This window comes from Neorhizobium sp. NCHU2750, assembly GCF_003597675.1.
GTDB lineage: Bacteria > Pseudomonadota > Alphaproteobacteria > Rhizobiales > Rhizobiaceae > Neorhizobium.
Genome location: NZ_CP030828.1, coordinates 593,574 through 607,545, shown reverse-complemented (window position 1 = coordinate 607,545; position 13,972 = coordinate 593,574). Strand labels below are relative to the sequence as shown.

Below are 13,972 nucleotides of genomic sequence, written 5' to 3'. Positions count from 1 at the left end.
TTATCCGACACCGACATAGCGGGACAGCAGTGAAGGGTCGTCCTTCAGCGCCTGAACCGGCAGGATCGCCTGCGCCTTGCCGTTTTCGACGAAGCAAACACGATCGGCGACGGATAGAACCGCCTCGACGCGCTGCTCGACGAGCAATATGGCCTTGCCGCGGTCGCGCAGCGTCACCACCACATCGCGGATGGTGGCGATCATCGACGGCATCAGCCCTTCCGTCGGCTCATCCAGCAGGATGACCGACGGATCGACGCACATGGCGCGCGCGGTTGCGAGCATCTGCTGCTCACCGCCGGACAGCGTGCCCGACACCTGAGAAAGCCGCTCCTGAAGCCGCGGAAAAAGAGCCAGTGCTTCGTCCAGTACGTGACGGGGGCTGTTGCGCGTCATCAGGCCGATTTCCAGGTTTTCGCGCACCGTCAACTCGGAAAACAGACGTCGTCCTTGCGGCACATAACCGATGCCGCGACGGGGAACTTCGTGAGCAGGCAGTCCCGATATCTCCTTGCCATCGAAACGGATGCTGCCGCCCTTTGCACGCGCCAGCCCCATGATGGCGCGCAGCGTCGTCGTCTTGCCCGCGCCATTGCGCCCCAGAAGGCAGAGCACCTCCCCCTTGTTCAAGCTCAGCGACATGCCTTTGAGGGTCTGGCTATTGCCATGATAGACGTCGAGATTGTCGATCTCCAACATGTCAGCCAGTCCCCAGATAGGCGGCCTGGACGGCCGAATTGGCACGAATATCGGCGGGCGGTCCCTCCGCGAGAATTTCGCCGTAATTGAGCACCGTGATCGTATCGGCAAGCTGCATCACGACCGGCATGTTATGCTCGATCAGGAGTACGGTTGCCGATCGAGCTATACCCTTCACCAACCGGCAGAAATTGTCGATCTCGCCATCTGAAAGCCCCTGCGTCGGTTCATCGAGGATCAGGAGTTTCGGTTCCAGCGCCAGCCCCATGGCCACTTCGAGCAATCGCTGATGGCCGTAGGACATGGTGCCAGCCTTGTCCCCCAAACGGTCCGTCAAACCCACGCGGTCGAGTGCCGCGATTGCCTTTTTGGCGATGGCCGCACTGCTGGAACCGGATTTGCGTTGCAACGTGCTCTGGGCAGACAGGGCAACGTTGTCGAACACGCTGAGCATCGGATAGATGCTGGTGATCTGGAACGTATAGGCGATGCCATCGCGCACGCGCTTGTGGGCGGGCCTGCCGGTAATGTCCTTTCCGAGGAATTCGATCGAGCCGCCACTCGGCGATATGCGGCCGGAAAGCAGCGAGACGAAAGTGGTCTTGCCCGCGCCGTTCGGGCCGATCAACGCGCGGATCTCTCCCTCGCGGATGGAAAAATCGACGTCGTTGACCGCCTTCAATCCACCGAACCGACGGCTGAGCCCCTTGGTCGAAAGCAGCGTCACGGGAGCCATGGCAACCACCTTTCGCGGATCGTTCCGAGAATGCCCTTCGGGAAGAAGAGGACGAGCAGCACCAGCGCCACCCCGGTGACGAGCAGATAGGCTTCCGTATACTCGCTGGCGATATCGATCATGTAGAACATCACGATCGTGCCGAGAAGCGGGCCGAGCACTGTCCCCGCACCGCCGAGAAGGGTGAAAAGCAGCGCTTCGATCGAATATTGAATGGAGGCAAAGCCCGCGCCGATATAGGCAAACAGCAGGCCATAGGCGGCCCCTGCCATCGCCGAGATTGTGCCGGAGACGACGAGTGCACCGAGCTTGGCGCGGAACGTATCGAAGCCCAGCATCAGAGTACGCGGTTCGTTTTCACGGATGGCGATCAGCACTCGGCCCATCGGACCTCTTGCGATGAAAAGGATCACCACGAGCGCGATGGCAAGCATTCCGAGCGCGAGATTATAGCGCAGCGTGGCATTGGTAAGATCGGCATGCAGCCCCAGAAGATCGAAACTGCGGGCTGTCGTCGGCATCGTCAGCCCCTCTTCACCGCGGGTGTAATCGGTAAAATAGGTCGTCGTCAGGAAAGCCACCTGAGCAAACATCATGGTGACGATCATGAAGGCCACGCCGGTAGTGCGCAGTGCGATGAGCCCGATCACCAGCGACAGGAGCGCACCGCAGCCGATACCGATCAGGAAGGCGAGCGGTACGCCGAGATCCGTATAATAGGCTATCATGCCCGCGCCATAGAGACCGGCGGCGAAGAACATGGCGTGGCCGAGGCTGAGCAACCCGGTATAGCCGAACAGCATGTTATAGCCCATGGCATAGACAGCCAGAACCATGACCCGGGTCATCGCCAGATAATGATAATCCGGCAGGATGAACTGGACGAAAAACAGTGCCGCCAGCACCGCAGCATGCAGCGCGATGACGCGTATCGTATTGGCTGCGGTCATCGTGCCTTGGCTCCGAACAGGCCTTCCGGCTTGAAGACGAGCACAAGCGCGACAAGCAGGGTCGAAATCATCTTCGCCAGCGTCGGCGAAAAGAAGACAGAGATGATGCCGTCGCTGAGGCCGATGAGCAGAGCTGCGACGACCGTGCCCCTCAGGCTCCCGAGCCCGCCGAGGATGACGACGATAAAGGACAGGAGCAGCGGATCGAGCCCCATCAGGTAATAGGCCTGGCGGATCGGCACGATCAGCACGGCGGCAATAGCGGCAAGCATCGCGCCCGCTGCAAAGACGAAGGCATAAACGCGCTCGATCGGTATGCCGAAGGCCTGCGCCGTCTCCCGATCGAACTGGGTAGCCCGCATGATCAGGCCAAGCCGGGTACGGGCCAGCACGAACCAGACGGCAACAAGCAGCACGATCGCCGCGGCAACGACAAAGAGATTGTAACCAGAATAGCCGAACCAGGGCAGCTGGATGCGATAATAGAAGGGCGCCGGCACCGGTCTTGCATCCGGCCCGTAGGTCAGGAGCACCGTCTGCTGGATGATGTAGAGCATGCCGATCGTCGCAACAATGGTCGATTCCGGATCATAGTTCAGCCGCTTGAGGATCAACCTCTCGCTGGCGAAGGCGATGACGCCGACGATGAGCGGACTGACAAACAGCGCGACGAAAAAGCCGATCGCCGGATGCATGCCGAACATCGACGCCACCCACCAAGCGATGACGGCACCGAGCATGTAGAATTCGCCATGCGCGACGTTGACGACGCGCATGACGCCGAAGACGAGCGACAATCCCAGAGCGGTCAGCGTGAGAACGGCGGCCTGGAGCAGTCCTTCGAATGTCGCAAGCAGCAGGAACGGGCCGAAAGCCAAGACTCTCTCCTTGGTTCAAGGGCACACGCGTCCCCTGCCGGATAATTCGGACGGCAAAGGATCACGGAAGACACCGAGGGCGCCGCACGAGGCCCCCTCGGCTCAAGGCTCTGTCAGAGAGACATTTTCGTATAGTCGGTCTTTGACTCGTACATCCCGTCCTCGATCGAGGTGCGATGGACGACGTCCAGGCGCGTACCATTGACCTTTGAGATGTTCTGGTGGCCATAGGCCTGGTGGTTCTTGCCGTTGAAGATCTTGTCGCCCTGCGGGTGATCGCGACCTTCATCGAACTTTTGTATCGCCTCAAGCGCTTCTATGAACTTCGCCTTGTCCTGCGGACCGGAATAACCGGCGGCCTGCATGGCCTGTTTGATGACGAAAAGCGTCTCCCAGACACCGAACATATGGGAATAGGTGGAGATGTCCTTCGGATCCTTGACGCTGGCACCGTTCTCATTGACGCCAACGGCCGCGCGATAAAGCTTGTCCCACTGGCTCTGGTCCTTCTGGGCGTAACGCGGCATGCCTTCCCAGAAATAGGTGCCATCGAGAAAGCCGAGCTGCGGTGTGGCAAGGTCGACGGCTTCGATACTGTCCATGAAACCGAAGATCGCCGGTCGCTGCGAGCCGTAGAACTGCCCGAGTTCGGTGACGAATGTCAGCACCGAGGGGCCTACCATGATGTGGTAAAGCACATCCGTGTCGCTCGGAATACGCGGCAGATAACGGGTAAAGGACGTTTCCGTCGGCGGAACGGCAATCAGTTCCAGCACTTCGCCGCCCTGCGCCTTGATCGCCGGCGGAAGGTTGTCGCGGTGATCGTAGCCGAAAGCATAGTCCGGATAGATCATCGTGACCTTCTTGCCGAGATTCTTGGTGATCCACGGCGCCATTGAAATGACCTGGCTGCGGACGTCGGTAATGCCGGGCTGGAAGCAATAGCGATTAAGGCTCCCCGACGACACATGGGTGCCTTCGGACACGACGAGATACGGCATCTTGAGTTCGCCGGCGCGCGGCGCAGCGCCCACGACGACATTCGAGAAAAGCGTGCCGAAAACGGCATCGACCTTGTGCTGGGTGGCGAATTTCTCGACGACTTCGGCACCGCGCTTGGGATCGGTGCCGTCATCCTCGACGATCAGCTGGATCGGTCGCCCATTGATGCCGCCTTCGTCGTTGATGATCTTCACTGCGGCATTGGCGACGCGCTCGTACCAGCGTCCATAGGAGGCACCGATGCCGGTGCGGTGACATTCGAAACCGAGCTTGATCGGTTCGGACGATTGTGCCTGAGCATAGCGAACGAAGCCGGGCGACACGGAAGAGATAACGCCGGCGCCGGCGGCGGCTCCCATTCCCAGAAGCGTCGAGCGGCGCGTCAATGAGGATTTCGGGTCTGCGGTCTTGTCGGTCATTTTAGATTTCCCCTCTTAGTGGAAAGAACGTCCGTCATTCTTGTGCGATAGATCATTCGCCTACCAACAAATCACGATGTTTGATGATTGACAAGCGCCGCATCGGGAGCGTTGAAAATTAGGTGATCGACCATGGACAACGGGGCCACCTCCTGTTTGTATGCCAACGAATAATTTCTTCATGCTCCCGAGCACCACGGACGGCAGGATTCGCCGCAGTCTGGCGGAAGTTCAAAGGCCATGGAAGGCCTTAATTTTCAGATGAACGTGATGTAGAAATCCGGCTTGGCCGCTGAATTCGAGGGTCGCATGAAACTTCAGGTCAACGGCCTAAATCCCGGTATTTTTTTAACATTTTTCGTCGCAGCCACAGCCGGCCTTTTTGCGCCTGATTGTGCGTATGCACACGGCACCGAGCGCGGCATGGTGATGCTGCTGCCGACCGACTATTACATGACCGGCGGGGCAATCGTCGTCGCGGTTACTTTCGTCGCCCTTCTTCTTGTTCCCGCCGCATGGTTCTCCCGAGCCAGCAAAGCGGTTTTCATCTTGACCAACAGGCCGGTTGTGCCAACCGTTATCGTCAGCAGCGCCAGCTTCCTGGTGCTTGCCGCTTTGGTGGCAACGGGCTTGTATTCCACGGCCGATCCACTGGAAAACCCTCTGCCGCTGGTCGTCTGGACCCTGTTCTGGGTAGGGTTCACGCTGGTGCAGGCCATTTTCGGAAACCTCTGGCCGTGGTTCAATCCCTGGACCGGACCGCTCGCCATGCTGCGAAAGGTGACGGGGCGACCGCTGGGACGGGAGCCGATGGCGCAGCTTCCCGCGGCTCTGGGCTATCTGCCGGCCATCCTGCTTTTCTTTGGCTTTGCATGGTTCGAATTGATCTCGCTTGCCCCGGAAGACCCGCCCGGTCTGGCCATGGTCGTTACGCTCTACTGGCTCGGCAATCTCGCGGCGGTGGTGATCTTCGGCGAAGAAGAATGGACACGGCGCGGCGAGCCCTTCTCCGTCTATTTCCGCATGATCGGCATGATCGCTCCAATTCAGATCGAACCGCCCAGATCGGGAGGTATATGGGCGACCGTCCACTTCGCCTGGCCGGGCCAGAGATGCGTGACGGAAGAACCGCCCTCCCCGAGTGCCGCCATATTCCTGCTACTGACGCTCGGGACGGCCTCTTTTGATGGCTTCGCAGAAACTTTCACATGGCTCGCGACCATTGAGGTCAATCCGCTCGAGTTTCTCGGTCGCAGCGGCGTGATGCTGCCGAATACGCTTGGCCTCATCGCGGCACCCATCATCCTCGCCTCGATCTATTTCTTCGCAGTCCTGATCGGCGCATGGCTCGTCGGCGAGCGCGGCTGGCGGGTTATGGTGCAACTTGCAACACATCTGGTCTATTCGATCGTGCCGATCTCGGTCGCCTTTCACGCAGCGCACTATCTCGGCCTACTTTTGATGAACGGTCAGTATCTCTATGCGGTCATATCCGACCCATTCCACCGGGGATGGGATCTGTTCGGTACGGCGCATTGGCATGTCACAGGATCGGTGCTGACCGATATCCATAATGTTCAGACGGTCTGGACCACCCAGACGGCAGTCATCGCCATCGGTCATTGCATCGGCATCCTGCTTGCCCACATGATTGCGTTGCAACGCCTGAAAAGCCCTGCACGCGCGACCGTCAGCCAGATTTCTCTGGCGCTGGTCATGGTCGGATATACGGTGTTCGGCCTTTGGCTTCTCTCGACGCCCACGGTTGGCTGAACAATTCTTGACTGAATGGCCTTTTGACGGCAATATCATTTGCATGCAAACGATTTTGACGAGGTCATCATGACGGAAGGCGGCTTGGCCACGAATATGCACGCGGTCGCGGAAGTTGCAGCCACCTTTGCCGTTCCGGACAATGTGTTCGCGGAAAAGGTCGTGGCTGTCGAACATTTCACCGATCGTCTGTTCCGCTTTCGCATCACGCGTCCGGCGAGCTTTCGCTTCCGCTCCGGTGAATTCGTGATGATCGGGCTGCCAAACGCCCAGAAGCCGGTTTTCCGTGCCTATTCGATCGCCAGCCCCTCCTGGGACGACGAGATCGAATTCTTCTCGATCAAGGTTGCCAATGGGCCGCTGACGGAACATCTGCAGAAGATAAAGCCGGGCGATACGGTGCTGATGCGCAAGAAGCCGACCGGTACATTGGTGCTTGATGCGCTTCTGCCGGGCAAGCGGCTCTATCTGCTTTCGACCGGCACTGGCGTTGCCCCCTTTGCCAGCCTCGTGCGTGATCCCGAGACCTATGAGAAATTCGAGGAAGTCGTGCTGGTCCAGACCTGCCGCCAGGTGGATGAGCTGACCTATATCACCCGCCTTGTCGAAGACCTGCGGGACGACCCTCTGGTTGGCGATCTGGTGGAGGGTCGCCTCAAATTGTTCACCAGCACGACACGCCAGACGTTTCCGCGCATGGGCAGGATTACGGACCTGATGACCGACGGCCGATTTTTCGAGATGACCGGCCTGCCGCGAATTGATCCGGAGATCGACCGGGGGATGATCTGCGGCTCGATGGCGATGATCAAGGATACGTCCGCCATGCTGGAAGGTTTCGGGCTTGTCGAAGGCGCCAACAACAAGCCTGCCACCTTCGTCGTCGAACGGGCGTTTGTGGGGTGAGAGGCGACGGCCTTCGGCCGGGCAGACCCGTGTGTTTCGACCTGTTAGGTTTGCGTCAAATCACCCTCCGGCACGCCCCCTCGCCCTCGCCACCGCCTCTTTCACGCCCTCCCACGCAGGCTTGCCGGGTGCAAACCGTGCCCTCAGATAGGCTGCAAGATCGCTGATCTGGCGATCACTGAGGCTCTGGGAGAAGCCGGGCATCTGCATGATCTCCAGATCTTCGGCACTCGCCTTTTCGGTCAGCACGGCCGGCGCATGCATCCCCTTTAGAATGGCATTGACGACATTATCCGGCCTCGAAGCCGAAAGCCCGGAACGCAGTGCAAGGCTGGCCAGTGGCGTGCCATTTTCGTGGCAGGAAGCGCAGGCACCTTCGAATATGCGCGCGCCGGCAGGTGCGATCTCCAGCGCAGAGGGCTTTGCCGCCTCGGAGGCCGCCAGTCTCAAGCCCTTCTGGCGACTGGCCTCATCACTCGAAACGGCCTCGCCGCGGCCGGCAAGGTATTCGGATATTGCGGCGATATCCTCATCCGGGAGGGCTGCAAGCGAACCGACCACCTCGGCCATCGGACCGCCTGCACTGCCGTGCTCGGCGGAATGGCCGGTACGAAGATAATCGTAGAGTGCTGCGCGGGTCCAACCGATGGGACCACCCCCTGCTCCATTGATGGAGGGTGCCGACCAGCCATCGGCATAACCACCGGCAAGATGCGCCTCGCCCTGCCTTTCGGCACCAAGCATATTGCGTTCTGTATGACAGGCGGAACAATGGCCAAGCGTCTCCACCAGATAGGCGCCACGGTTCCAGCTCGCGCTTCGGGTCTGATCGGGCTTGAAGGGCTGAGGGTCGAGATAAAGCGCATTCCAGCCCGCCAGCAGACCGCGGATATTGAAAGGCGGCTTCAGCTCGTTCGTCGGCGACTTGGCGTCCGACGGTGCCGCCGTCATCAGGTAAGCGTAGAGCGCCTGCAGATCGGCCTCATCCACACCGGCAAAAGACGTGTAGGGATGAACGGGGTAGAGATGCCGGCCATCACGGGCCACCCCTTCACGCATAGCCCGTGCGAAAGCGGGGTAAGACCAGTTTCCGATCCCATGAACAGGATCGGGCGAGATATTGGTGGAGTAGACCGTTCCGAAGGGCGTTTCGAATGCGTGGCCACCGGCGAAGGGCGTGCCGTCCGTACCCTCGTGACAGACGTTGCAGCCCGCAGCCGCGGCGACCAGCCTGCCTTTTTCGATTGTCGCCGAACTGAAGACGCCGGGATCCGGTCGCGGAATGGGCGCAAAACTCCCCCGAATAGGAGATGCGAGCGTAATGCCTCCGGCAATTGCACCGGCAATGCCGGCCAGCGCCAGTGGCAGTGTCCACCAGCCGCGCCTCTTCGCCTGCGCGACTGCCGGTGCAGGAAGGTGCTCGCCACGCTGTTCGCGCAACGCGGCCAGAACTCGGTCAGGCGTCAAAGGCAGTTCGCGGAACCTCAGACCGGTCGCATCATAGACCGCGTTGACGATCGCCGCAGCACTCGGAACCGAGGCGGACTCGCCGACGCCAAGCGGCTCGTCATCCGGGCGCCGCACCATCAGCACATCGATATCCGGCACTTCCGGGAAAGTCATGATCGGATAACCGCCCCATTCGAGGCTTTCGACCCTGGCACCGTCGAAACTGACCTTTTCCTTCAACACCCGGCTCAGCGACTGGATGACATTACCATGGATCTGATGCTTCACCCCGTCTGGGTTGATCATCATCCCGGAATCCTGGCCGACGGTAATCTTGGTGACCGCGATCTCGCCGGTCTTCCTGTTGACCGCAACATCTGCGACCCAGGCCGACCAGGCTGCGGCGATGCCCGGAAATTTGCCATGGACATAAACGGCATAGGCGAAACCGCGGCCATAGAGCAGATCACCCTCGCCGCCCTCGGTTCCCGGCCGCGTGCGTGGTTTCCAGCCGGCTCTCTCGGTCACGGCACGCACGAGATCGATGGAGCGTGGCTCGGTCAGATATCGAAGCCGGTATTCGACGGGATCGACGCCCGCAGCAGCTGCCAATTCGTCGATAAAGCTTTCATGCGCAAACGAATTCGGCATGGCTGAGACGCCGCGAAACCAAGAGGCACGGGCGATCGGCGGCATGTCGTGGACGGTGACCCGCATATTGCCGAAGGCATAAGGCGGGATCGCCGTACGGTCGCCCATATCGGAGACATCCGCGATGTTCGACACACGCCCGGTCAGGACCAGCGCAAGCGTTGGCGATAGATTGGACGGATAGCGGGTATCGAATTCATAGCCGGCCGGCCCACCTTCGAGGTCGAGACCGCCGCGAACATCGATCACCTGCGCTGCCCCTTTCGGCTCCCAGGCATGTTCCTGTTCCCTCGTCAGCTGTACGCGGACCGGCTTGCCCACCGCCCGCGAAAGGAGTGCGGCATCCGCCGTCACGTCGTCTGCGCAATTGCGGCCATAACAGCCTGCCGCCTCCAGCCGTTCGACAACAATCTCGCCCTCCGGCATACCAAGCAGAAGTGCCAGGTCACGCCGCATCGGAAAGGGGTTCTGCGTGCCCGACCAGACCACCAGGCTGCCGGGCCTCCAGTCCGCCACGGCACAGGATGGGCCGATCGAGGCATGCATCTGGTAAGGCCACACATAGGTGCGCTCCATCAGCGGCGCCGCTCCCGCCAGCGCCCGCTCGACGTCGCCCTGGTCGCGCAACAGGCGTGGCTTGCCGCTGTTCCTTCGGATCGGCTCTTCCGGATCGTTAAGGTCCTGGAACTCCGGCAATTCCCTCCATGTCACCTTGAGTTCACGGGCGGCCTGGGCGGCGAATTCCTCACGTGTCGCAACGATACCGATGAAATCGCCGTCCACGACGATGGAGACGATACCCGGGAGATGCGCAATCGAGGCTTCGTCGACCGCAAGCAGACTGCGGCCAACGAAATCGCCGCTGTCGAAGCCGGTATAGGGCGGGCGCACGACGCGCCCATGCAGCATGCCGGGTACGCGAACGTCATGAACATAGGACCAGGTTCCCGCGGCCTTCGCGGCGATGTCGCTGCGCGGCTGTCCTCGGCCGACAAGCCGATAATCTCCTGCGGCCTTGACGGGCGCCATAGGGTCGATTTCGATCTGCTCGTTGCGATCCGAAATGAGATCGTCGAAACTCAGCTCCCAGTTGGATTCCGCCCTTGGCCGGATCACGCCATTCTCGATCATCAGGGCGGCGGGCGCCAGTGCGTGCAATGCCGCGGCGCGCTCCAGCAGGTGCCTGCGCGCCGTTGCTGCGGCCTGGCGCAGCGGCTTTGCGGCAAACTGGATCGTTTCGCTGGCGATCGTCGGCCCCTGGTTCGGAACGGCGGTGGTGGTGCCGAGCACCATGGTCACGCGGTCGAAGCCTATATCCAGTTCCTCGGCGACGATCTGCGCGAGGGCGGTACGAATACCGGTACCAAGGTCGACATGCCCATTGAATGCGGTAACCCGACAGCCCGGCTCGATGGCAAGAAACAGTTCCGGCTCACCGGTCGCATTCTGCCGCACGACAAGAAGAGCCCCGGCAGCATCGAAATAGGCGGAGACAATCGTTTCGCGCTGTTGGGTCATGACCGTATCTCCACCAACTGCGCCTCCCGCATCAACTGGCTGGCCCGCCTTGCTGCCGCGAGGATTTCCATATGGGTGCCGCAGCGACAGAGATGCCCCTTGAGGGCCGCGCGGATATCGTCTTCTGCCGGGTCCGGATTGCGGTTGAGGAGGCCGGCAACCGCCATGATCATGCCATTGAGGCAGTAACCGCATTGGGCGGCCTGTTGCTCGACAAAGGCCCGTTGCACGGGATGCGGCGCATCGACGGTGCCAAGTCCCTCCAGTGTGACGATCTCCCTGCCCTCCGCAGCAGCCACCGAGATCGAGCACGAGCGCACCGTCCTGCCATTCACAAGCACGGAACAGGCGCCGCATTCGCCCAGCCCGCAGCCGAATTTCGGGCCGTTCAGACAGAGATCGTTGCGAAGCACGTAGAGCAAAGGCGTGTCGGGAGAGAGATCGAATTCATGGTCCCGGCCATTGACCTTGAGATGAATGCGCCCGGTCTTCATCGGCAGCAATTCCCGCCAAGGCAGCGGAGCTGACTGCGCCTGCCGTCCGCCCTCCGACGACAGCATTTTCGATGAAGAAAAATACGACCAGGCGCCGGCCGCCGGGCCGGTAGCCGGCCACGACCAGCTGCAATCATCATGTCGTTCCCCGGGTCTTGGCGCCCATTGTTCGTACACAAATGATTGCCGCAGGCCATGCGCCTGTCAATCCACTTTCGGCACAACCGAAACATTGGCGTAATCGAGTGGGTGTCGATACCGCCGCTTCTCGCCGGCACGAGCCGGACAATAACAGCTTGATCGCAGACGAAGCGCAGAATGAAGCAAAGTGATCAATAGCATTTGGCGGCTCAAATCGCAGGAATAATGAACATTAGATATTTCTAACTATTCCTGTGGATGAGGCCTTTCACGCCTTCAATCGAACATGAGGGTGAATTACAAAATATTCATTTGACGCTAGGCGGCCAACGCTACACCGATTGTTCCCAGCCGCCATGATGGCGGTTAGAGGCCCGCACGACAGCTTGACCGTTGTGCGGGCTTCGCCTTGATAGGCAGCTCTCAAACTACTTCCGGCAATAATGTGGACCCGCAACTCAAGGCAAGTGGTCAGGCTTGGCTCGCAAGCGTCGTAAACCGCCGGTCGAAATACAGGAGTGGCTCCGGCTGCTCCGCGACGCGCAGGCCCACGACATCGCAGAGCAGGATATCGTGCGTCTCCTGCCGCGACACTTCGGTGATCCTGCAATCGAAGACTGAGATGGCACTGGCCAAGACCGGCGCGCCGGTCTCGAGCACATCCCAGCGGCCATGGCTGAAACGTACGTCCATGTCCTTTATACCCCCCGCCCCGGCAAAGACCGCGGCAACCTCCTGGTCGACGGCGTGGACTGTGTTGACAGCCAGAACTTTTGAGGTGAGGAAATGCTCGTAGGACTGCGCGGTACGGTTGATGCAGACCAGCAGACGCGGCGGCGTGTCGGTGACACTGCAGACCGCCGTGGCCGTCATCCCATAATTCTGCTCACCGCATCGCGTGGTGATGATGTGGACGGGCGCCGCCACCTGGGCCATGGCGGCCCGATAGGCAGATAGGGAGACCGGCTCGTTCGGCACCAAAGTCGGAGCATTCTTGGTCATATCATATCCCTTGGCAGATCCTGCGCAATGGCCAGCGCAGCGAATATCGGAAATGTCAGAAACGGACGTCCAATGCGCGATAGAGCTGCGTTGCTGCAACCACACTGACATTGCGCATCAAAAGCGGCGGCATGCGAGGCGCGGGCGTGTTCGGAATGGGCAATTCACCTAACGACCCATTGCCCAGCACCGTCTGGCCAAGCAGCGTTCCATAGGCGCTCGCCATAGCGACGCCACGCCCGCAATAGCCATGAGCGGTCCACAGGCCCGGCTGGGGTTGGTCGATATGGGGCATGAAATCACGCGTCAGCCCGACCTTGCCCGCCCAACGATACTCGATCGGCTGGCCGGCGAGCTGTGGGTAAACGTTCAGCATGGCCTTCTCGACATGGGAAAAATCCTGCGCCCGGCGCGGGCCATTCAATGTCCCCCTGGTGCCGAAGAGAACCCTGCGATCGGGCGTCTTATGCCAATAGTTGAGAATACGGCGGCTATCCGAGGCTGCATGTTCACCGGGCAGGACCGTATCGGCGACAGCATCGGGCAATTGCGCGGTCGCAACGATGAAGGTGTGAATGGAAACGTAACTGTCATCCACTGCCGCACTCAGGCCACGCGAATAGGCGTCGGTCGCCAGAATGACGGCCTTGGCTGTGACGGTGCCGCGCGGCGTGGATACCGACCAGCCCCCGGCCGTCTCCTTGATGGCCGTTGCCGGCGTCTGGCAATGGATATGTGCGCCCAGACCGATTGCAGCACGGGCCAGACCGCGCGCATAGCTGAGTGGATTGATGGAGGCGCCTTCGCGATCGATCATCCCGCCGATATAGGCCTGCGAGCCGAGCATGGCGGCCAGTTCATCGCGCCCGACGACATCGAGGCCGTCAAATCCGTCCGCGGTCCATGTGCGAACGCGCTCCTCGACACGGCGAATGCCTGCCGCATTGTGAGCCGGAAGCAGCCATCCGGTACGCTTTAGATCGCATTCGATCCCGTATTCAGAAATGAAGTCCATCACCACATCTGTCGTACGGGCGCCGAAATCGGCCATCGCCCGGCCACGGTCCTCGCCATAGGTACGGATGAGATCGCTGCGGCTGTTCTTGAAGCCACGGATGACCGAACCGCTATTGCGGCCCGAGCCACCCCAACCGGGAAAGCTGCCTTCGAGAAGGCGAACACTCACGCCGCGGCGTGCCAAGGTGATAGCCGCGGCAAGGCCGGTATATCCGCCGCCGATGATGGCGACGTCGCATCGTGCGTCCCCATCCAGAGGCGTCGAAAGGTCGGCCTCCTGCGCGGTATCCATCCACAATGTCGGAAACTGATTGAGGCAATCGGTGGCGTAAGTCAT

At 60.6% G+C, this 13,972-nt stretch carries 11 protein-coding genes; 2 read left to right on the top strand and 9 right to left on the bottom strand.

Features of this window, described 5'->3' with window-relative positions:
* From NCHU2750_RS23465 to NCHU2750_RS23445, 5 genes are all read right to left on the bottom strand, one after another.
* On the bottom strand, positions 1–699 hold the full coding sequence (locus tag NCHU2750_RS23465; protein WP_119944161.1) for an ABC transporter ATP-binding protein: 699 nt from the start codon (positions 697–699) through the stop codon (positions 1–3).
* Between the two features lies 1 nt (position 700).
* The gene (locus tag NCHU2750_RS23460) at positions 701–1,435 is read right to left on the bottom strand and encodes an ABC transporter ATP-binding protein (RefSeq protein ID WP_119944160.1); all 735 of its coding nucleotides are present in this window, start codon (positions 1,433–1,435) and stop codon (positions 701–703) included.
* The gene (locus NCHU2750_RS23455; RefSeq protein WP_119944159.1) at positions 1,423–2,385 is read right to left on the bottom strand and encodes a branched-chain amino acid ABC transporter permease; all 963 of its coding nucleotides are present in this window, start codon (positions 2,383–2,385) and stop codon (positions 1,423–1,425) included. Before NCHU2750_RS23455 ends, NCHU2750_RS23460 begins: the two co-directional genes overlap by 13 nt.
* Positions 2,382–3,263 carry a branched-chain amino acid ABC transporter permease gene (locus NCHU2750_RS23450; RefSeq protein ID WP_119944158.1) on the bottom strand — a complete coding sequence of 294 codons (882 nt, stop codon included), beginning with the start codon at positions 3,261–3,263 and terminating at the stop codon, positions 2,382–2,384. The genes NCHU2750_RS23455 and NCHU2750_RS23450 overlap by 4 nt, the downstream gene beginning before the upstream one ends.
* A 113-nt stretch (positions 3,264–3,376) precedes the next feature.
* Complete coding sequence (locus tag NCHU2750_RS23445) at positions 3,377–4,684, bottom strand: ABC transporter substrate-binding protein (protein ID WP_119944157.1); 1,308 nt, start codon at positions 4,682–4,684, stop codon at positions 3,377–3,379.
* A 423-nt stretch (positions 4,685–5,107) separates the two neighbouring features.
* Between NCHU2750_RS23445 and NCHU2750_RS23440 the strand changes: the two genes are divergently transcribed.
* Positions 5,108–6,457: a hypothetical protein gene (locus tag NCHU2750_RS23440; protein ID WP_162939763.1), complete on the top strand. Its 1,350-nt coding sequence runs from the start codon at positions 5,108–5,110 to the stop codon at positions 6,455–6,457.
* Between the two features lie 69 nt (positions 6,458–6,526).
* On the top strand, positions 6,527–7,363 hold the full coding sequence (locus NCHU2750_RS23435) for a ferredoxin--NADP reductase (RefSeq protein WP_119944353.1): 837 nt from the start codon (positions 6,527–6,529) through the stop codon (positions 7,361–7,363).
* A gap of 60 nt (positions 7,364–7,423) precedes the next feature.
* Here NCHU2750_RS23435 and NCHU2750_RS23430 read toward each other — a convergent pair whose 3' ends face one another.
* From NCHU2750_RS23430 to NCHU2750_RS23415, 4 genes are all read right to left on the bottom strand, one after another.
* Complete coding sequence (locus NCHU2750_RS23430; protein ID WP_119944155.1) at positions 7,424–10,981, bottom strand: molybdopterin cofactor-binding domain-containing protein; 3,558 nt, start codon at positions 10,979–10,981, stop codon at positions 7,424–7,426.
* Positions 10,978–11,475 carry a (2Fe-2S)-binding protein gene (locus tag NCHU2750_RS23425; protein WP_119944154.1) on the bottom strand — a complete coding sequence of 166 codons (498 nt, stop codon included), beginning with the start codon at positions 11,473–11,475 and terminating at the stop codon, positions 10,978–10,980. Before NCHU2750_RS23425 ends, NCHU2750_RS23430 begins: the two co-directional genes overlap by 4 nt.
* Positions 11,476–12,087: 612 nt before the next feature.
* A complete protein-coding gene (locus tag NCHU2750_RS23420; protein WP_162939762.1) occupies positions 12,088–12,618 on the bottom strand; it encodes a flavin reductase in 531 nt (176 codons plus the stop codon).
* Between the two features lie 55 nt (positions 12,619–12,673).
* On the bottom strand, positions 12,674–13,972 hold the full coding sequence (locus NCHU2750_RS23415) for an NAD(P)/FAD-dependent oxidoreductase (RefSeq protein ID WP_162939761.1): 1,299 nt from the start codon (positions 13,970–13,972) through the stop codon (positions 12,674–12,676).